The 19,397-nt window shown below is 53.9% G+C and carries 18 protein-coding genes; 5 read left to right on the top strand and 13 right to left on the bottom strand.

The window, feature by feature from the left end; all coding sequences use genetic code 11:
- Nucleotides 1-48 precede the first annotated feature (48 nt).
- The gene (locus H6G13_RS19970) at nt 49-789 is read left to right on the top strand and encodes a pre-peptidase C-terminal domain-containing protein (RefSeq protein WP_190486082.1); all 741 of its coding nucleotides are present in this window, start codon (nt 49-51) and stop codon (nt 787-789) included.
- A gap of 387 nt (nt 790-1,176) precedes the next feature.
- On the opposite strand, the gene H6G13_RS19965 is transcribed toward H6G13_RS19970, so the two are convergent.
- The 4 genes from H6G13_RS19965 to H6G13_RS19950 all read right to left on the bottom strand — a co-directional run bounded on the left by H6G13_RS19965 (nt 1,177) and on the right by H6G13_RS19950 (nt 5,161).
- The gene (locus H6G13_RS19965; protein WP_190486080.1) at nt 1,177-1,938 is read right to left on the bottom strand and encodes a phycobilisome rod-core linker polypeptide; all 762 of its coding nucleotides are present in this window, start codon (nt 1,936-1,938) and stop codon (nt 1,177-1,179) included.
- A gap of 396 nt (nt 1,939-2,334) precedes the next feature.
- Nucleotides 2,335-3,078, bottom strand: a complete 744-nt coding sequence (psb29, locus tag H6G13_RS19960) for a photosystem II biogenesis protein Psp29 (protein WP_190486078.1) — start codon at nt 3,076-3,078, stop codon at nt 2,335-2,337.
- Between the two features lie 118 nt (nt 3,079-3,196).
- A complete protein-coding gene (locus tag H6G13_RS19955) occupies nt 3,197-4,192 on the bottom strand; it encodes a glycosyltransferase (RefSeq protein WP_190486076.1) in 996 nt (331 codons plus the stop codon).
- A 66-nt stretch (nt 4,193-4,258) separates the two neighbouring features.
- Nucleotides 4,259-5,161, bottom strand: a complete 903-nt coding sequence (locus tag H6G13_RS19950; RefSeq protein WP_190486075.1) for a LysR family transcriptional regulator — start codon at nt 5,159-5,161, stop codon at nt 4,259-4,261.
- 178 nt (nt 5,162-5,339) lie between these two features.
- Between H6G13_RS19950 and H6G13_RS19945 the strand changes: the two genes are divergently transcribed.
- Nucleotides 5,340-5,627: a hypothetical protein gene (locus tag H6G13_RS19945; RefSeq protein WP_190486072.1), complete on the top strand. Its 288-nt coding sequence runs from the start codon at nt 5,340-5,342 to the stop codon at nt 5,625-5,627.
- A 148-nt stretch (nt 5,628-5,775) separates the two neighbouring features.
- On the opposite strand, the gene H6G13_RS19940 is transcribed toward H6G13_RS19945, so the two are convergent.
- Nucleotides 5,776-6,435, bottom strand: a complete 660-nt coding sequence (locus H6G13_RS19940) for a cofactor assembly of complex C subunit B (RefSeq protein ID WP_190486070.1) — start codon at nt 6,433-6,435, stop codon at nt 5,776-5,778.
- Nucleotides 6,436-6,593: 158 nt separating this feature from the next.
- On the opposite strand from H6G13_RS19940, the gene H6G13_RS19935 reads away from it, so the two are divergent.
- On the top strand, nt 6,594-7,880 hold the full coding sequence (locus tag H6G13_RS19935) for a D-alanyl-D-alanine carboxypeptidase (protein WP_347277509.1): 1,287 nt from the start codon (nt 6,594-6,596) through the stop codon (nt 7,878-7,880).
- Here H6G13_RS19935 and H6G13_RS19930 read toward each other — a convergent pair.
- The 4 genes from H6G13_RS19930 to H6G13_RS19915 form a co-directional block, all read right to left on the bottom strand.
- Nucleotides 7,867-9,129 carry a lipid-A-disaccharide synthase-related protein gene (locus tag H6G13_RS19930; RefSeq protein ID WP_190486068.1) on the bottom strand — a complete coding sequence of 421 codons (1,263 nt, stop codon included), beginning with the start codon at nt 9,127-9,129 and terminating at the stop codon, nt 7,867-7,869. The two genes, H6G13_RS19935 and H6G13_RS19930, sit on opposite strands and share 14 nt — an antisense overlap.
- A 58-nt stretch (nt 9,130-9,187) precedes the next feature.
- Nucleotides 9,188-10,006, bottom strand: a complete 819-nt coding sequence (locus tag H6G13_RS19925; RefSeq protein WP_190486132.1) for a carbohydrate ABC transporter permease — start codon at nt 10,004-10,006, stop codon at nt 9,188-9,190.
- Nucleotides 10,007-10,137: 131 nt separating this feature from the next.
- Nucleotides 10,138-10,371, bottom strand: coding sequence for a hypothetical protein (locus H6G13_RS19920; RefSeq protein ID WP_190486142.1), 234 nt, complete (start codon nt 10,369-10,371; stop codon nt 10,138-10,140).
- A gap of 393 nt (nt 10,372-10,764) precedes the next feature.
- Nucleotides 10,765-11,781, bottom strand: a complete 1,017-nt coding sequence (locus tag H6G13_RS19915) for a hypothetical protein (protein ID WP_190486066.1) — start codon at nt 11,779-11,781, stop codon at nt 10,765-10,767.
- 747 nt (nt 11,782-12,528) lie between these two features.
- Between H6G13_RS19915 and H6G13_RS19910 the strand changes: the two genes are divergently transcribed.
- Nucleotides 12,529-13,323 (top strand): Crp/Fnr family transcriptional regulator, encoded by a 795-nt coding sequence (locus H6G13_RS19910; protein ID WP_190486064.1) that lies wholly within the window; start codon nt 12,529-12,531, stop codon nt 13,321-13,323.
- Nucleotides 13,324-13,371: 48 nt separating this feature from the next.
- On the opposite strand, the gene H6G13_RS19905 is transcribed toward H6G13_RS19910, so the two are convergent.
- The 4 genes from H6G13_RS19905 to pcrA all read right to left on the bottom strand — a co-directional run bounded on the left by H6G13_RS19905 (nt 13,372) and on the right by pcrA (nt 17,919).
- Nucleotides 13,372-13,788 carry a biopolymer transporter ExbD gene (locus H6G13_RS19905; RefSeq protein WP_190486062.1) on the bottom strand — a complete coding sequence of 139 codons (417 nt, stop codon included), beginning with the start codon at nt 13,786-13,788 and terminating at the stop codon, nt 13,372-13,374.
- A 7-nt stretch (nt 13,789-13,795) separates the two neighbouring features.
- On the bottom strand, nt 13,796-14,500 hold the full coding sequence (locus tag H6G13_RS19900) for a MotA/TolQ/ExbB proton channel family protein (RefSeq protein ID WP_190486061.1): 705 nt from the start codon (nt 14,498-14,500) through the stop codon (nt 13,796-13,798).
- 213 nt (nt 14,501-14,713) lie between these two features.
- The gene (locus tag H6G13_RS19895) at nt 14,714-15,409 is read right to left on the bottom strand and encodes a hypothetical protein (protein WP_190486059.1); all 696 of its coding nucleotides are present in this window, start codon (nt 15,407-15,409) and stop codon (nt 14,714-14,716) included.
- 161 nt (nt 15,410-15,570) lie between these two features.
- Nucleotides 15,571-17,919: a DNA helicase PcrA gene (gene pcrA / locus H6G13_RS19890; RefSeq protein ID WP_190486057.1), complete on the bottom strand. Its 2,349-nt coding sequence runs from the start codon at nt 17,917-17,919 to the stop codon at nt 15,571-15,573.
- 395 nt (nt 17,920-18,314) lie between these two features.
- Here pcrA and H6G13_RS19885 point away from each other — a divergent pair, with 395 nt between their 5' ends.
- Nucleotides 18,315-19,349 carry a phytanoyl-CoA dioxygenase family protein gene (locus tag H6G13_RS19885; RefSeq protein WP_190486055.1) on the top strand — a complete coding sequence of 345 codons (1,035 nt, stop codon included), beginning with the start codon at nt 18,315-18,317 and terminating at the stop codon, nt 19,347-19,349.
- Nucleotides 19,350-19,397: the final 48 nt, after the last annotated feature.

The raw sequence follows: 19,397 nt of genomic DNA, 5'->3' as shown, positions 1-19,397 counted from the left end.
CATAGCGTGCTAGGCTTCTGAAGAAAATCTCTCCTCTGAGGAAAGTCTGTGGTACGTATAGAGCCTTTCCAAATCAAGTCGGGCCGCATCAGGTCTGGGTTAACGGCAGCCCTGATGGCCGTTGGTATGGGAATCGGCAGTGCAGCAGGATTGCCTGCTCAGGCAGAAACCTTTTTGGAAGAGTCAGGCACGATTGTGCCTGCCGAGCACAGTTATACCTTTGAGGGCACTGCAGGTCAGGCGATTACGATTACGCTGGAGAGCGAGGAGTTTGACTCGGTGATTTCGCTGATCGATGCAGCGGGCGAGGAAATTGCGTTTAACGATGACTTTGGCGGCACTCTAAATTCCGCGCTATTTGTAACTCTGCCCGCAGATGGTGTCTACACGGTGACCGCCCGCTCTTTTTCTGGGGAAGGCGGCGATTATCAGCTAGTAGTTCGGCTCTCAAGCCCCTTCGACATCACCTACAACGAGGCCCAAGAGCTGAATCAGCAGGGCAACTTTGAGGATGCGATCGCACGTTTCACTGATGCGATCGCCCTCGACGACAGTCAAGCCTCAGCCTATTTAGGCCGCGCCGAGGCTACCCTAGGCAGGCTCTACACCGAACAGGGAGACAGCATTGCTGGCCCCGAGGACATTCCAGCAGACATTCGAGAAGTGATTATCTCTGATTTTGAACGAGCCGCCGACCTCATTGCTGCTAGCGGTAATGAGGAGCGAGCCAACTACTTGCGAGAGCAGACTGACTACCTGCGCAACGGCAGCAGCGAACCCGGAATGTAACGCTTCTATCCCGACAGGCGCTATCCTCCAGGCAAGACCTGACGTTGCTCGTTTAGACGTTCTGCTTAAATTTAATTTTCTTCAGCAACTTTTCCGGACGAAGGAGCATCTATAGAGAACAAGTGAATGGTAGATGCACCCTGATTGTTTCCCCTGGCGCGAGCTGGGGGATTTTTTTTGTTAAGACGGGGGGGGAAGGGTTGAGGCTGGTAGGGGTACAAGGGGCTACACCCTAGAGCACGTTTGAAGAGGCAAAGATACCCCCCTTTAGCCAAAGGGCTCTAGAGACTAGAGACAACTTTAGCCACAACAAGGCAAACAAAAAAGATGCAGCCCGAGGACTGCATCTTGCGAAAAGTGTGATTGGAACTAGAACCCAAGGGCTAGCTACTGGGAAAGCTTGCGGTAGGGCACTTTGGTCGCGATATTGATGTCTCCGGTAGACACCCGAGCCGGTGCTGCGGACGTCGGGCTGATGCTGCGAGCCATACCTAGGAACAGGGAAGGATTGCCTGCAGTTGCCTTTTTCTCCTGGGGCACAAAGCGCTTGACCTGAGACTGCCAAACGATCTGGGGGAAGCCCAGTTGGGTGCGGTGGTAAGCGTCGTAACGGGGGTTGCTGATGTGAATGGGCCGCTCACCTTCAACCCGACCCGGCAGGATGCGGCGACGCTGGTAGGGCACCGTGCTGTAGCCGAAGTTGCTCAGGTACTCTTCACTGTCGAGCAGCTGATCGACCAAGCCCTGGATGCCTTTGTTGGCAACAACAATGGACCAGGCAATTTTTTCCCGCTCGTTGTAGACTTCACGGCCCAAAATCTTCTGGACACAGTGCTCTACAAACTTGTAGTTGCTGTTTTTCTCGTAGAAGCTGTTGTAAAAGGTCTTGGACAGGGCCAGACCCCGGATGAAGTCACGAACAGTAATTTGACCGTTGCGGAGCTGAGACTCCAAGAAAGGCTCACGATCCCACTTGAAAGCATAGAAGAACATCTGCCGATAAGCAGCTTCAATCAGAGCATCCATGTCAGTGGCATCCAGGATATTATCTGTAGAGAAAATCCTGGACTGTTCGTCGCCGGGGACTTCATAATTGGCAACGCGCTGGTTTTGACTGGACGGTTTGTAATTCAACAACGGAAGCGCCACGTCTGAATCTCCAGAATCTTAGGAAAATTTACAAACTTTAATCCCAATAATAAGGGAAGGGCTGACGCGAATCGGATTAACCCAAGCAAATCCTCACAGAGCTTAACATTGTGCTGTATCTGTTACGTTGCAAGGGTTTTAACCGATAAAGCAGTTGCCAGAAGAAGCGAAATATGCCCCTCCTTGCCTCGCAGAGACTCACCCATCTGTTGCCAAAGCGATCCCAAGGTTTGTTTTCAACCTTGATAAAAAGGTCAGCGCTGCGATCTGTTGCAACCTGACCTCATCTATTGATAAATTTCTTAATAAACTCTCAGAAACTACAATGCAGAGCCTTCCTTGAAGCAGGGGCTCTGCATCATTCAAGGGTGATGACCCTCGTTGGGTTTCTTAGCCTTATTCGGCAGGGCTGTCTGTCGCGGGGCTGCTCGTTTCTGCGGAGGGGGCAACGACTGCCTCTGCCGCTTGGACAGCTTTTTCCCGCGCTTCTCGCTTCTTGCGGTCAGCAACCAGAATATCCTGTATTACCGCCTGGGCTTGGGCAAACTTCTCCAGGTTACTGCGGTAGAGATCTACATCCTTTTGGAGCTTGTCAACCGAAATCTTGAGCTGTTCGCCCAGAAAGCCGAAAAGTTCATTGCGCTTCTCGGTCTCTTTGAGTATTTCTGGATCGATGCTCTCAACCAGAGTATATAGACCAATGCCGAAGGAGCGGTTGTACTTAAAAGGCTTGCGGGTTGCGATCGCAGCCAGTGCCCCTCTCAGCCCTTCCTGTCCAACTGCACTCTCTAAGTTCTCAAAGAGCCCTCTAAACTGCTCTAAAGACTGGCCCGCCACTGCTCCTTTGACCCACTCAGCATCATGCCGATACTGCTCTGGAGAACTGCCAATAGCCTGACAAATTGCTCTAAAAATTGAATCCCGGTCGGTTTCAGGTTGATACCCCTGCATGAAGCGATCAAAGGTAGTAACAACCCCCAACGCATAGATAGAGTCGTACACAAAGTCCACATTGACGTGGAGCAGGTGCATCTCCACCAGCAGCTCATCCACCACCCGCCGGTAAATGGAGTTGATAGGCCGAGTATGGTGAGAGTAGAAATCTCGCTTCGTGTCAGAAACCGTACGGACGTTGTTCACAACCGGAAATTAGGCACAACAATGATCTCTATTGTCTCTTGTAATCGGCAACTTTGCCAAGAACGGGAGTCGGGACATAGCCCTCCTCGCCGTGTCTCCCGTGCTCCCCTACAGAAACTTACCTCCCCAACTTCTTCGCTACCTTCGCGCTGGCCCGCTTAAGAAAGAGCCGACTCAGGCGCAGAGGGGTGAGTCCGGGAATGTTTTGAGCATATTGGGGCTGCTGGTCGAAGAACTGATTGACTTCGGCCAAAATAACGGCAAGGCGTTCAAGAAACGCGGCTTGGCGGTAGGGCTTGAGGTCGGCCTCGGACAGCTTTAGGGGCGAAGAGGTTTTCAGGCTATTGAGGATTCGGGCGACGTCCCATTCTCGGGAGTAGCAGGCGATTTTGTGAGCATTGAAGCCAGGATCGAGGTAGTCGGCTAGGGCGTTGTTGACGCTGGAAAACACCTGGCAGCCGCAGGCCATTGCTTCCATCGGCGGTAGGCCAAATCCTTCGCTGACGCGCTGCTGAGCCCAATACTCGGCAGAATCGTAGAGATATACCTTGGTGCGGTTAAAGAGCGCCGCTAGATCGTCTACGAAGCGATCGAGGAGCACGACATTGCAGTGCGGCTGTAGTGCGGGCACCAGATCTTGCAGCAGGTATTGCGAAGACTTGCGGGCCTGCACCAACACATCAATATCCCGCTCTTGGTGGTGGTTGGTGAAGTTCTCAGAAATGGGGTTGGGCAGGTAGTAAATCAGCGAGTTAGGAGAGGCTTGACCCCAGTAGCCCATGCTGTTGCGGCTGACGGCAATAATGGGAATCGCGGCAGGCAGCTTAAACCCATATCCAGCACTGTGGGCGTGGTAGACGACAGCATAGCCCTGCAGGCGGCGGGCCAAACGGGGCACGTGGAACCCCCAGCTAATCACAAAGATACTTTTCTCTCGATCCGTCTGCTTGAGAACGTCGTCTAGAAAGGGTGTGTCGGGTTCTCGCTCCTGGTAGGTAACGACCTCTGCCCGGCAGATCTGCTGGGCCAATTCACAGGTTTTTAGCTCTGCGAACAGACCGCCGCAGGCAAACCGTCCTCCCGTTCCAGGCACCAGAAAATATAGAGTCCGCATGGGGTTTTCTCCCACAGAGGCTGTTGCCGCGCAAGTGCGCTAGCTAAGCATTGCCAACTAAGCATCTTAGACGGCTTTGGCAGCCCCAAACGCACCAGTTTCCTGAAGCGCATCTAAGAAAGCATAGACTGCCGGGGTATGAAGGGCCGCTTTGAGGAAGGTGGCCCCAATAGGCCGATGGAGCGCAAAGGGCAACGCACATATACGGACATCGTCGGGAACAGGTTCGGCGGCCAGGCGGGGCAAGATAGCAATGCCGAGGCCCTGCTTGACCATGCCTACCATCGAAGAATCGTGGCGAATACGGTAGGCCGCCCCCAAAGAGCTGTTGAGCTGCTGTAGCTGCAGGTGAATGCGGGAGCCGCAGCTGTTGTGAGATGAGGTGATCAGGGGGTAGCGCTGCAGATCTTCTGGAGTGAGTTGGGCGCTGCGGAGCCCTGAGGGCGGCAGCAGGGCAACATACTCATCATCGAAAATATGAATCGATTCAAAGTCTTCACCACAAAAGGTTTCTGCGACGCAGACATCGACCTGGCCCTGCTGCAGCGCCCGCTGTAGTTCGTGGATCTCATCCATTTCTAGAATGGAAATAGTGACATTGGGGTAGCGGCTGTGCAGCCTTGCGATCGCACTGGGCAGCACATGGGTCGCCACACTGCGAAACGAGGCGATTCGCACGGTGCCGCCCTGCAAACCCTTGGCATGCTCTGCCTCAGTGGCAATTTCTTCTAGCAGGTGCAACATCTGGCGAGCGTGGATAGTGACGCGCTCACCCACAGGGGTGAGCTTAGCTCCGTGGCGACCCCGCTGCAGCAGCACCACGCCTAGCTCTTCTTCTAAGGTTGCGATCGCATGGCTCACAGTGGATTGAGTCACCTCTAGATCCAAAGCCGCTTCACTGAAGTTACCGCTGTCAGCCACCGCCACTAGCGATCGCAGTTGGGAAAGCTTGAGCTTAGTAAGATTCATCGCCTTCCAGAAATGCCTGAGTTAGCTATTAAACTACCCCATTCCCTTTAAGGAGATATATCGATTTCTTGCATACCAACGATGCACTCTATGCTTTGGCACCCCTGAAACCGCTAGCTAGAGTGGAAATGTAGCAAAAAGCTACAAACACACACGCAATTTCTTCTGGAACCATCTCATGAACGGCTACACCCAATATTCCAATAAACAACGCGCGGCCCTTGAGGCCCTAGTCCCTGAGACGCGTCCGGCCAAAACCAAGGAGACTGGCTTAGCAGCTGCCCTTAAGGAAGCTGGACAAGCTGCCGTTAACTTCCTCACCAGTGGCAACGACCTCCGCATCTGGACTCGGCAGCGCAACGGCCACCTAATCTGGCACGTCTACGACCCCATGACCGAGCAGCGGCAGCAGTTCTCCTCCGAAGCAGATCTGCGCTCCTGGCTAGAAACCCGCTACTACGAGTAGAACGTAATGGCTGAAGTTTCGCCACCAGAAGAAGCTGATCCGATGAGAGAAAGGCGCAGTCTGTCGACTGCGCCTTTCTTTGTCTCTAAATCCCACAACCAGTTTTCCCTAGTCGCCCTTATACCCTTTACCCTCTACTCTTTACCCTTCACTGCGTCTCAGCCGACAACTCAGAATCCAACGTATTCCCCACCTTGTCAGCAATTCCCTCAATCCACAGCTCATCCTGCTTGGTATAGCTGCGGGGCGCATTAGCCCCCAAAATCAAGACTCCGCCCTGTCCCATTGGCTGACAGATCACGCCCTGAGTATTTTCTGGCAGGTAGGTAAACTCAAACCGGCCCGGATACAGCCTTAGCGCGACCAGATAAACCGCTCGCCCAGTAGTCAGAACCCGCTTCACAATAGCCCCCGGCTGCACCTCCGGCTCAGGTCCCAAAATCCCTCGGCGCATCAACACCCGGCCATTCCAATAGGCAACGAGAGAGCGGGTCACCGTATTAGTCAAAATTAGATGCGAGGCCCAGGCCAGCTCAGTTTTAACCAAATCTGGCAGCGCTGGATCTAGGTCAAAGCCCTCTTCACCTACCAGTTCCACCGCCTCTGGAGTTACAGGCTGCACCCGCTGCCAGAGTAGACCGGTTAGAATCAGCAGCGCGCTCAAAATCACGCCTAGCACGTCTGATCTAGCCTGAGATTCAGTCAAAGCCGGGGTTTGAATCCGATTTAGCAGCAGCAGCACGCTGCCCAACAAGCCGACAGCCAAAGGCAAGCGGCGCAAGACGCGATTGGAATCGGACTGGGTCATGACAAATAAAGAACTGGCAAATCTGTAAATCTAGTGTATCTTTGTCGAGGAAAACCTCTGTTTGGATCTGCTGCGGTTCTGAAGCCCCTTCCTGAAACCAGGAGGTGATCGTGCGATTGTATTTCTCTTCTTTGCTTGCCCCATTAGGATTTTTGACTGTGTTGCTAGGTCTAGGGAATCACTCCTTTGAACCCAGCAAACTGAGCCAAGTGCAGCTAGTTCCCAACTGGGATTCGGCCTGGGTAAAAGCCTTTGTGGCCCCCGATCCGGTCGTAGAAGGACTGGTGCAGCAGTATATCCAGCAACTTGCTGGAGAAGGCTGGTCCGTGCCTGGGCAGGGGGTTTGGATTCAAACTGGCAGCGCTGTCATCGCCCAGCATCAGGGCAATACTCCCCTCCCTGCCGCCTCGCTCACCAAAATTGCCACGACCCTAAGCGCGCTAGAAACTTGGGACCCCAATCATCAGTTTGAAACGCTGATCGGTATCACCGGCACCATTGAGAACGGTGTGCTTAATGGCGACCTGATAGTTAAAGGCGGCAACGACCCTCTGTTTGTCTGGGAAGAGGCCATTGTGCTGGGCAATGCCCTGCAGCAGCTGGGAATTCGGCAGGTTACCGGTGATCTGATCATTGCCGGTGACTTTGTGATGAATTTCAATACCAACCCCTTTGAGTCTGGGCAACTGCTAATTCAGGCGTGGGATGCCGAAGCCTGGCCGCCTACTGCCTGGGAGCAGTATAGAGCTCTCCCTAGCGGTACGGCTCAACCCAGCATTCAAGTCAATGGGACGGTGCAGGTGGTGCCGCCCGAGGGCGTCAATCAGGTATCTTCCTGGGTGCTGCGCCACCAGTCTCTGCCGCTGATTGCCGTTCTCAAAGCGATGAATATCTACAGCAACAACGTCATGTCGGAGATGGTGGCCGAGATGGCGGGCGGGGCCAGCACTGTGGTCGCTAAGGCGACCCAGGCCGCTAATCTAGCTCCAGGCGAAATTCGTCTGGTCAACGGCTCCGGGTTGGGTGCTGAAAACCAAATTTCTCCCCGCGCCGTGACCGCAATGCTGGTGGCGATTCACGAAAAGCTGCGGCCTCAAGGGTTTTCAGTGGCTGATGTTTTGCCCATTGCCGGAGAAGATGTGGGCACTCTAGTGGCCCGCCGCCTGCCGCTCAAATCAGGCTTAAAAACAGGTACTCTGGCTGAGGTGAGCGCCCTGGCTGGCTTCATCCCAACTGAAGAACGGGGGCCGGTGTGGTTCACCATCATCAATTGGGGCTGGGATCTAGATGGGTTAAGACGCCATCAAGACGAGCTGCTGAACGAAATCCAAACCCACTGGGGCGTAGCCGATGCTCCTTCGATGTTTCAGCCAAAGGTGAGACTGACTCAGAGCCCCTACCAGTTGGGAGATCCGAGTCGGAATGAACCTTTTAAGGGGCAGTAGGTAGAGGAGATGCGTCTCCCCCATCATCACTCCACTTGATCTGCAGCAAACGAGCGGCGATCGCATCTCCCCCACCTGCCTGCCCCATGCGGTGCTGCCCATTTTGCCGCAGCTGCTCTAGTCGCTGAGGGTCGGTAAAGAGTGCCTTTGCAGCTGAGCCCACGGCGTCTGGATCAGGCAGCAGCTGGATCGATTCACCCAGGAGGCGGGCCTGCACTTCAGCGAAGGTGCGGGTAAACTGCGGCCCTTCTCCAGCAAAGGTAAAGGCAGGTTTGCCCAGCCCGACTAATTGCTCGGTGGCGGTACCGGCGGTTGCGATCGCACCCATTGCCAGATCCAAACACTCCGCGTAGGCATCTTGAGAAATCCGCAAGATAGCGTTCGTCTTCTGGTAGGTCGGATAAGCAGATTCTTGACTCTGCCAGCCTGCTAGGAGCAGGGCTTGGGAGTAGGGGGTGAGGTCGAGGGTGGGTGCGATCGCAGCCAGGAAAATTAGGGGCTCGTCAGCATAAACGGCAGCTACGCTCTCGACTGCCTGCAATATTTGCTGCCAGTTGCGCTCTGCTTCGGGGGAGCGGGAGCCTGGGAGCAGCACTAGGATCCGCTCAGCCTGGGGCAGGCCAGCAATTAGCTGGGCGCGTTTTTCGGCGTTGGGGTGCAGGTTGTCCATCATGGGGTTGCCTGCATAGTGGGCTGGAATGCCAAACCGCTGGAGCCAGTCTGCCGTCAGCCCATCGCGCACAAATACGGCTCGGCAGCGGTGGCGGCTCATCAGCCAGCGCTCCCAGGGCAAATACACTGGCCCCGCCCAGCCCTCAAACCAGGGGCGATCAGGCAATGGTCCCGCCTCATCTCGCAGCCAGTATTCGGATTTGGCCGTCCCCAAAAAGGCGTAAGGTGCCCCACTGAGACAGGCCAGAGCCAGCGGCACGATGTCGCCCACGGCAAAGATTACGCCTCCCTTTTTGGCCCAGTCCTTCACCGTTTGGATCTGGGCCAAGGTGAGCTGCACTAGGCCGCTTTGTACGTCTTTGGCGAGTTGGCGACCATCCATATAGATAAAGCCCCCCGACGGCATCGCCTGAGTTGGCCCAAGGGTGGCAATGCCTGCCCGTTGAAACGCCTCGCCTGCGCCGACAATTGGCATAGCCGCGATGTCGGGTGCCCCCGATAGCCCTTGCAGGGTTTTGAGAATCCGCACGGCAATGCCATCTTCACCGTGGCCGTTGCTGATGCACAAGATTTTCATGGGGTGGCAGGGGTTGGGGACTTTCTGTCAGGGGTGTAAGACGTAGTTAATCGCCTCTCTACGATTTAACGCCAGTAGCGGCGATGCCTCGGATAAACTGGCGCTGGCCAATGAGGAATAGCAGAACGACCGGCACAGTAGCAATTACCACAGCTGCCATCAGCAGCGGCCAATTGCTGGTGAACTGCTCTTGAAACGAAGCCAGGGCCAGTTGAACGGTCTGCAGCTCTGGTCGGGTAGTGAAAATCAGCGGCTTAAACAGGTCATTCCACTCGCCGATGAAGGTGAACAAAAAGAGCGTCACCAGGGCTGGACGGGCCAGGGGCAGCATCACTTCCCAGAGGATCTGCCAGCGAGAGGCCCCATCTAGCGCCGCCGCTTCTTCTAGCTCTACTGGAATGGTCAAAAAATACTGCCGCATTAGAAAAATGCCGTAACCGTTAGCAGCAGTCGGCAAAATCAGCGCCCCATAAGTATTTATCAGGTGGCCCCACTTCAGCACCATAAAAATCGGAATGACCAGCAGCTGAAAGGGAATAATCAGGGTCGCTAGCACGATTAGCAGTACAGTCTGCCGTCCGCGAAACTTCAGCCGAGCCAGAGCATAGCCCGCTAAAGCAGAGGTGACAATCTGCAGCGCCGTCACCGATAGCGCCACCAGCGAAGAGTTAGCAAAGGCCAAAGGAAAGTTGCCCTGCAGCCACGCCTCTCGGTAGTTCTGTAGCGTTAGCCCAGACACCTCGGTGCCCATTGCCGTCCCTGCTGGCTGCAGCGATGTGAACAAGACCACTCCCAGAGGCCACAGCACTACCAGCGCGCCTACTAGCAGCAGCAGGCTATTGAAAATGCGCCAAAGCCGCTCTGGCGTAAGGGACATCGGTGAGGGGGTGTCGAGCGATGGCAGGGTAGAACTCATGGGTTCAGGCTGTAGAGCCAGGGAGAAGAAGAGGTAAGCCTAAATTATTGTAGGGTGCGCCACCGCAGCGCGTGACGCACCGGCATTTTGCCCTATTCAATCAGCAGATGCTTTGTCACCATTCGCACCCACTCATTAGAGCGGCCTGTGGGCAGCGGATCAGTCCAGTCGTTGGGTTCGGCAAAGTGGAGGATGTGCAGAGTTTTGATGATTCTGTCGCATCCCAGCAAGCTACCGTAGACCGCTATACGAACTTTCTCGCTGCGGGGCGAAAGGTCAAGCGAAACTGTGGGCGGCTGTGCGCCCGATTCGGGAGATTGAAACATGAGTGTCTGGGTTCCTTTTGTAGGTGAACTTGCAGGTAAACAAGGCCCCTACCGCCTGTCATTGCGAGGAAACTGAAGCAGTCTTCAGAGAGCAACGCCTCCCAAAATCACTTCGCCTCGCTCGCCCAACAAGCAAGCAGGTTGAGGAAACCAGAACTCAAAAACCCTGATCGTCCCACCGCATAGTGCAGATGTGGATAATCAGGGTTTATCATCACCCTAGATCTCCAGACTGCCGTTATCAGTTTTGGGGGTTTAGCTGTCCGTTGGTGGTGGTACACCTTCGGGCAGCGCCAGAGTTTTCGAGTCCTGTGTCTGTGCTGCCGTGGCGACAGCTTAATGACAGAGCATAGAATAGCTGTGCCCGTGCGTCAACCGTATTGAGAAAGAGGATTACCTGAGCTGACCAATCTGCTCTAGGTGCTGCCTCAGATGCAGCGTTTCTTTGCGGATAAAGTACAGCCCCAAAACGACTGACACCGCATAGAGCAACACCCCTATCCAGTGGGTCAGCCCCGCGATCAGGCCAGCTTGATCCATACAGCCCATCATGGTGAAGAGGTTGTACCAGTCGTGAGCATTGGGATCATCTACGGTCAATGGCAACATCCGGTAGGGCGCATCGGCCATGTAGACCCCCACATCCATAAAGTTTTGCCCCGTCCAAAACAGGGTCAGGGCGCTGGAGAAAAACTGCTGACTCCCAAAAAAGTAGACCGTAAAGGCTGCTGGAAACAAAATTTGCGTCAGGGAACCGCCCAAGATCATCAGAAACCGGCCAAAGGGCAGAAACAGCAGATGCCCTGTTTCGTGAATCGCCAGATCTGGATAGTGCAGCCAGATAAAAGGGCCGTCTAAACCAGGGTTGCGCGCCCCTAAAAATCCGTAGACAGCAACAAACAGAATAATGGCTGTTTTCATCGGCTCAAAGTCCGACGCCTTGATCACCAAAGGCTGCTGTGCTGCCACAGGCTGAGTGCTCACGATTGGGCGAGACCGGCGAGGCAGCGGTGAGGCAGCCAGCGCTTCTGGCCGCTCGGGCACAGCCGAGGGCTGGGGGGCAGCGGAGCCATTCATGGTCGCCGTTTGGCCTTGGCGGGCAGAGTCCCTCTGCGTGCCAAGCAGCGAAATTTCTTCAGACCAGCTGGGAGCGGCTGCGCCGGTCTCCTGGCCATAAATTAACACCGTCCCCAGGCTCGATACCTGGAGCCGCTGCATCCCCCGCTGAATGTAGGCTACAGCAGCTTTTTGATCAGGCAGAGAGCCGGCCTCTAGCCACAGAGTGAGCCGATAGCTATGGCGCACCGCTCGCGCTGTAATGCCTTTATTGTGCAGACCTCGGGTGATGAGAGTTGCGATCGCATCCGCATCCCCCTGCCGCGCCTTAGTCAGCCAAGTTGCCTGATCCATCCCCTTCTCCAAGCCTTTCTTCCCAAGATGCCCAATCTTCTTGTACAGATTAAATCAGCTTGTTTCAGGAGAGCTAAACCTTCAAACCTACAGCCAAGCTCGGCAGCTAGAATCAAAATTCTGAAAAAGCGCTTCAGCGGAGCGCAGGGTAAGTCCCCTTTATTGCCCCCGACGACCCTCCTCCAAAGAGAATAGATTGATAGTGGGGCCAGATTTGAGAAGTACGCACGTCAACCTCAACCAGCCTATTCAATGCCTTACGTTCTTCAGCTGTGACCAGTTGCGAGGCAACCAGTCCAATTAGCTTAATCGCAGTTTCTCGCTTGCCGCTATTGTAAGTGCGAACTGCTAGTCGTACTGTATCAGCCAATTTGGTGACTTTAGAGCTCATAGTCAAAGAGTGCAATCATTACCTAGAGCATTCCTTGAGCTGCTCTACAAATTCCTATAGAAAGTTAAAGCTTCTGTGTGCTTATTGCCGTCTAACAGCTTGGAGCCACTTTGGGTTCCGTTCACTCTTCACAGCAAACGTTAGGTTGAGCTTCAGCGAAACCCAACCTACCAAACTACTGAATTTTTAGGTTTTGAAGGGTGCATCATACGTTGCAATGCGACACTCTAAGCTAGGTACCTTTAAAAAATCTGTGGCTCAATCAGAAATCAGCCGAGAATTCAGGCCACAGGATTTAGAATCAAGCCGGACAGGCCATGTCAGAATGAAGTAGCCCAAACTCAAGGAGACGAATTGTGGCTAGGCAAGCCAAACTTGACCCATCGCCAGACCTGCTGCAAGACCTGATCCAGCACAACTTTCTCTTCAAAGGTCTGGACAAGAGTTGGCTCGCGGCCTACCTAATTGACGACCAGCTCGTGCGCGAAAAGTTGTTCTCTGGTCGCCCCATCTACACGGCATTTCGCCCTGGCCAGTCGCTCGACTATCTCTATGTGCAGCTTGGGGGCGGCCCAGTCATCATCCGCAGCACGCCCCTTGACCGCATCGTTGCCATGACCTATCCCGGGTCGTGCTTTGGTATGCGAAACCTGGACTTTGACTTTGGCGGGGTGTGCCGCACATTTCCCAGCCTAGTCGAAGCGTATAAAACCACCGATGTCGTCAAAATTCCCGTAGAAGCAGTCAAAGCGCTCCACGCAGAGAGTGAAGACTTTCGAGAGCGGTACAACCTGCTCTTTGAACTGCGAGAGAAGTTTCAGTATCATCTGCTCAACTGCAGCGCCTATCCGCCTCAGGCCGTTGCTAGCTTGCTGCGGGCCCTGATTTACCAGGAGCGAAATTTGGGCAGTCAGCCTCAGGCTAATGGCAGTTTCCTGTTCGATCTACCTATTGACCTTATTGCTCGCGCCTGCCAGCTTAACCACCGCACCGTAGAGCAGGTGCTTAAGGGCATGACCCAGGTTGGTCTTTTGAAGGCCATTAAAGGGTCTGACAACCAGGGAGATGTGGTCTGTGTGGTAGACCCAGAGGGCCTAAAGGAGGTCTATGGCGCGACCCGCGATAAGGTGTCCTGGTGGCCATTGAAGTGACCTGAAGTCGGTGTGTCGCGCTCTGTGATGACGCACCCTACCGGAGTTCTATTGGGGTTCTTCAATTGCCAGGGAGACGCGATCGCCGCCGATTTCTCGCATCTCACCAAGCAGCTGCATCACCTCTTCGTAGGGCAATTCCCGGTTGGGGAGAATGTAGACAATATTCTCTGAATTGCGGCTCAGGTAGGCGTCCATCTGCCCCTTGACTGTATCAATGTCTGAGGGTTGGCCGTTTAGCTCAACCTGCCCAGCTCCTATCATTTCCACAATAAAGGGATCTGTAGGCAGGGCTGGCGGTACGTCGGTTTGTTGAGGCGGCGGCAGCTTGACCTCAATAGTCTGCTCCCCCGACAGCGTCATGGTAATCATGACGAAAAAGGCCAGCACCCCCAGCATCACGTTGAGCATAGGAATAAGATCGGCCTGGGGCAATTTAGAACTTTGCTGGCGCTTAAACCGCATGGTGGTCTCAGTAGCGCTCTAGAGCAATTTCGCCAGAGGGGCCGCGATTGTCTGGCTGGTGCCGATCGGTAGACGTGATCGCTGGCTCATACCAGTACTGCCGGTAGATCAGGTCTAGCTCGTTGCCTGCTTCGGAAAAATAGTCCATTTGCTGAGCCTGCAGGGTGACCAGCAGCCGGAAAGCTAGCAGGGCCACAATCGCAACAACCATGCCTGCGGCGGTTGTGATTAGCGCTTCACCGATACCGGCAGCGGCTCTAGAGGTTTCTTCTCCGGTGCCACCGCCGCCAATATTGAGGTTGCTGAAAGTGCCAATCAGGCCGGTTACTGTCCCTAACAGGCCCAACAGCGGCGAGACGGCCACAATGGTTTCTAGCAGCTTATCGCCTTTGCGCATCCTGACAAATTCTTTGTCGCCAGCAGCTTCCATCGCCAGCCGAAAGGTTTCGGGGGAGGGGTTTTTGAGCCGCAGGGGGGCGAGCAGAAAGCGGCCAATGGGCAGATCTTTGGATTCGGCTGCGATCGCAGCGGCCTCGTTTAAATCCCGTCGAGCCGCATCTAGCACGTCGTTGACAATTCGCTCCTCTCGCCGCAGCAGGCTAGTCCAAAACAGAGCGCGTTCAAAGGCAGTCGCAAAGGTCAAAACAGAGCAGCCAAGGATAGGAACCATAACCGGTCCTCCTGCCGCTAGCAAACTAAATACAGTTGACATAAAACTGGGCCACGCTGAACTTAGGCAACAACTTGGGCAACAACCAGGGGCAATAAACGGTCGACTTTACGCAGGATTTCTCAACGTTAGCGTATCGGAAGTCTCCCTCTGGGTCATTAAGACAACAACAGGAACAGATTAAAAAGGGCTTAAAGACCCGCTTGGCAGCTTAAATTGGGGAACTTTGCAGGGTTCAAGCTCATCTTGTAGAGGTTAGTCAGCATCACCACGAACGTAGGGGCGCTCGACGACTCGCCCGGTAGGGCTAGACACTGTTGTTGTCTTAACAGACGTCTGCTCAGAAGAGGCAGGCTCCGTAGGAGCCGCTGCAGTAGGCTGGGCTGGAGCAGGGGCGGGCTGAGATAAGGCAACCGCAGCAGGCTGCGTGGGTTGACGCACCTCCTGCCAGTTAAGGTTCCCATCGGCATCAATTCTGACCAGCACTTTATCGATCTGGTCGCTTCCGGCGGTAATGCCCCCCACGATCTGGCACTCAAATCGTTCTCCTGCCTGATTGACCCGGTAGGCTTCGCTGCCGCAGTCAACCGGGGCTCTACTGCTAAGAGCTTTGGACAGTCCTTCCTGAATCTGGTTCTCGACCTTGACCAGGTTGAGCATTGTCCGGGAGTTGGGAATGTCCCACTCTACGGTGCCGTTGCTGTCGGTTTGCACCACGTTAATGGTGAAGGTTCCCTCAGGCTTAAGCTCGCCTACACAGCGAAAGTAGCCGTTGGTTTGGCGAGTGATGTCGGTGGGGCAGCGCACTTCCTGCAGGGTCAGCCGCCGCCCCTGGCGTTCGATATCGGCCTTGATGGCCGACTCGATCTCAGCCGTATTGAGCTGATTGCCACAGGCAGCCAGCAGGGAAACTGCCGGGAACAGCAGAAGGGCTCTAGAGAGGGGAGGCATGCGATCGCAACCCAAACTTAAAAACTCAGACTAACACTATAGATTTTGTCATGGCTCTCACAGGTAAACGTCTGATTAAGCCTGTGAGCAACCGAAACCATAGCTCTTAGACCTGGTCTGGATCAACCCCTAACGCCCTGATAGCCTGTACCAAGCCTCTTCTACTGTGCTCTCTGTAGGGCTGAGATCTTCGGATCAATGATTTTGCGGCCCATGCCAGGGAACTTAATAGCCAGACAAATCTTGTTGCCTGCGCCAAAAATATGGGTCACTTCACCCGTTCCATAGGCAGTGTGAACCACCTGATCACCCACGTTCCAATCAAACTCGTGGGCACCGCTGCCGGGGCCTGCCTCTTTCTCCTTCTTCTGGCGCACCTCGCGAATGGAGGTAGCCATGCGCTGAGGTAGGCCCGAATTAGTGTTGACGTACTCGCTAGGCAGTTCTGCCAAAAACAGCGAGGGAGTCGCCGCTTCTCGGTTGTTGCCGTAGAGCCGCCGAGAGCGAGCATGGGAGATAAAAAGCCGTTCCTTGGCGCGGGTGATGCCGACATAGCAAAGGCGGCGCTCTTCTTCGATGGCGGCAGGGTCTTCTAGGGAGCGGAAGTTGGGAAATAGCCCTTGCTCCAAGCCCACCAAAAAGACAACCGGGAATTCTAAACCCTTAGAGGAGTGCAGCGTCATCAGGGAAACTTTCTCTTGCCCCTCTTTCATATTGTCTAAATCAGAGGCCAAGGATGCATTGGCAAGGAAGGCGATGAGCGACGAGTCTTCGTTTTCCTCCTCAAACTGCAGGGCGGCGTTGTAGAGTTCCTGCACGTTGGCGATGCGATCTAAGGCCTCATCGGTTCCTTCAACTTTCAGGGCTGTAATGTAGCCAGAATCTTCCAGCACACCCTGGATAATCTCAGATCCCTTGGCATCGTCTAGCCGCTCCCGGTACTTCTGGATCAGGCTAGCAAACTCCAGCACTCCCTTAGAAGATCGCCCCGCCAGCGTTTTAGCAGAGGTTTCATCACTGAGAATTTCCCAGAGGGGCACGTTGCCCAGGGTTTGAGCTGCCTGATCAAACTTCTCCAGAGTGCTCCTACCGATCCCGCGCCGAGGCACATTAATCACTCGCTTGAGGCTGACGGTGTCGGCAGGGTTGGCGATGCCCCGCAGGTAGGCGAGCACGTCTTTAATCTCACGGCGATCGTAGAATCGCAGACCTCCCACTACCTGATAGGGAATGCTGTAGCGCATTAGCAATTCTTCAAAGGCACGGGACTGGGCATTGGTACGGTAGAGAATGGCAAAGTCACGCCAACTCAACTCCGGGTTTTGGAGCTCCAGGTTACGAATCTGGCTGACGACAAAATCTGCTTCTGCCGTCTCGTCGTCGGCCCGGTAGCAGAAGATCGCGTCGCCCTCGCCCCGAGTAGGCCGCAGCACTTTGTCGATGCGCTCAGTGTTGTTTTCAATTAAGTGGTTAGCCACTTCAAGAATATTGGAGGTGGAGCGGTAGTTTTCCTCCAGCTTCACCATAGAGCGGGTGTCGTCGTCGGGCAGGCTATCGCCAAAGTCATCCTGAAAATTCATCAGAATCGTGAAATCAGCCGCCCGGAAGGAATAAATCGACTGGTCGGCATCCCCCACCACAAACACGGAGCGGTGGCTCCAGTCATTGAATTGGTCAATGGGTTCGCCGTTAGTAGCTAGCAGCCGAATCAGATCGTACTGGGTGCGGTTGGTGTCCTGGTATTCGTCTACCAGGATGTGGCGAAAGCGCTTGTGCCAATAGGCCAACACCTGCTCATTTTGCTTGAAGAGCTGAACGGGAATCCAAATCAGGTCATCGAAGTCGAGGGCGTTATTGGCGGCTAGGGCTTTTTGGTAGCGACGGTAGACGTCGCCAATTACTCGGCCCCGGTAGTTGGGCTGGTCTTTTTCAAACTCGTCGGGGGTAAGGTTCTGGTTTTTGGCGTTGCTAATGGCGTAGCGGACTGAGCGGGGGTTGAACTTTTTGTCATCCAGGTTCAACTCCTGCACCACGATGGCTTTCACCAAGCTCTGGGCATCAGACTCATCAAAGATGGAAAAGGTACGGCTCCAGCGGTAGCCCCCCGGATCTTGGTATTTCTCAATATCAAAGCGCAAAATGCGTGAGCAGAGCGCATGGAAGGTGCCGATCCAAAGTTGCTTGGTGAGGCTCTTGTAGACATGGGATTTGAGCTTGATCTGCTGATACTCCGGCAGGGCAGATAGCGCTTTGCCATGCTTAGCCCGCGCTTCTTGATCCGCAAATAGAGTCTCAATCCGCTCTTTCATCTCCTTAGCCGCCTTGTTAGTGAAGGTGACGGCCAGGATGCTCTCTGGATCAATGCGGTGGGTTAGGACCAGATTAGCAATGCGGTAAGTCAGGGCGCGCGTCTTACCAGATCCGGCTCCGGCTACCACCAGCAGTGGGCCACAAAAGTGCTCAACAGCACGACGTTGAGAGGGATTGAGGTGATTGAGGAAGTCAGTCATTGGGCCAAAAAACCGTCGCCAGCAGAGGGGTCTCCCTAGTATGACACCGGCCAGGGAACATCCGTTGTAGCCCGCTGAAGCAAAAAGGGGAGTTTCCCTAGAGAAAGTTTAAATAGAGCACACCATTTATTTGGCGCAACACACCTCTCTTTTGATAGATAAGTTTAGCTCTTTTGGTCTGATCTTTTTATCTAGTTTGTTCAGTTAAATAGCCTTTAGAGCGAAAGTAATTGCGACTCAATTTTAGGTAATTCTTTTTTTTTGGAAGTTACGAACTTCTAGGCAAAATAGGTCGTACGAGCTCAATCAACCATCGGCCCAACGAGGCTGCTACGGAATAACAAAATATACCGAATGCCCAGTACTGTACGCAGCAAACTAGTGGGATGACAGGCATGGTGATTTACAACGAACTGAAGGCAATAGTGCCTTCACCTCTGAAAAATCTTCTAAAAGGTTTCATTCGTTTCATAAAGAAATCTTCTCCTGCAAAACCTAGCTTTTCGCCCAACATTTTTCCTAATAGCCCGTGGGCTTTTACTCAGGCTGATTTGCCCTGGTTTGACCAGCCTCAAAGCATGAGGCTGTTGGAGCAGCGCAGACGTGCAGAAGGTTTAAACGATCGCGACTATAGCCTGCTACGCCAATGGTGCTTAGACGGCTACTGTATTGTTCCTAGTGTTATTCCAGAGCAGCTGATTGATGACATGCTGCGCGAAGTAGACCGCCTCTGGACTGCTAGTGAGCCTATAGAAGGTCTTTCATTTTCTGACCTACGCTTAAGTGAGGATGAAGCCCCCAGGCCTTCTATCACCCATGCTGATTTGCTCAAAATTGAGGTAGCTCAGCGGCTGCAGGCAAGGAACCGATCGAACTGGCGCATTCACGGGTTCTTTCTGCATTCAGAGGTAGCCAAAGCAGTTTCAAACAATCCTGAAGTGTCCCGTCTATCGAGGCTAATTCTAGGCTGTGATGCCGAACCCCGCTTTTCAATCAATTTTACTTACGGCAGCAGACAAGCAGCTCATCAAGATACTGCTGTATTTCAGCTATTTCCACCTAACTATATTGTTGGAGCCTGGATTGCTTGTGAGGATATTGCAGCTGATAGTGGGCCGCTGATGTATTATCCAAAATCTCATCGAGGGCAGCTATTCGAGGCCTTCAACAATTATCCTCAAACCAGTCTTAGAACGGCAAGCAGCGAAGTGACCAACGCATATTATGGCTATATAGGAAATATTGCCTCTAGGTACCCAAAAAAGTTGTTTTTAGGCAGAAAAGGAGACGTTTTTCTCTGGCACGGCATGTTGCTTCATGGCGGCAGTGAAGTACAAAAGCCAAGCCGAACCCGCCAGTCTTACGTGGTACATTTTGTCCCACCAGACAAAGAAGTATCTAGCCAGATACTAGGACCCCTCAACTGGTAATGCCTGCCGCCGAGATTTAAAGAGAGCTTACGGATCAGCCTAGTTCTT

Origin of the sequence: Pseudanabaena sp. FACHB-2040 (genome assembly GCF_014696715.1) — a bacterium.
In the GTDB taxonomy this organism is placed as follows: Bacteria; Cyanobacteriota; Cyanobacteriia; order Phormidesmidales; family Phormidesmidaceae; genus JACVSF01.
Note: the sequence above shows the minus strand (reverse complement) of the source record. Positions and strands in the feature narration are given on the sequence as shown.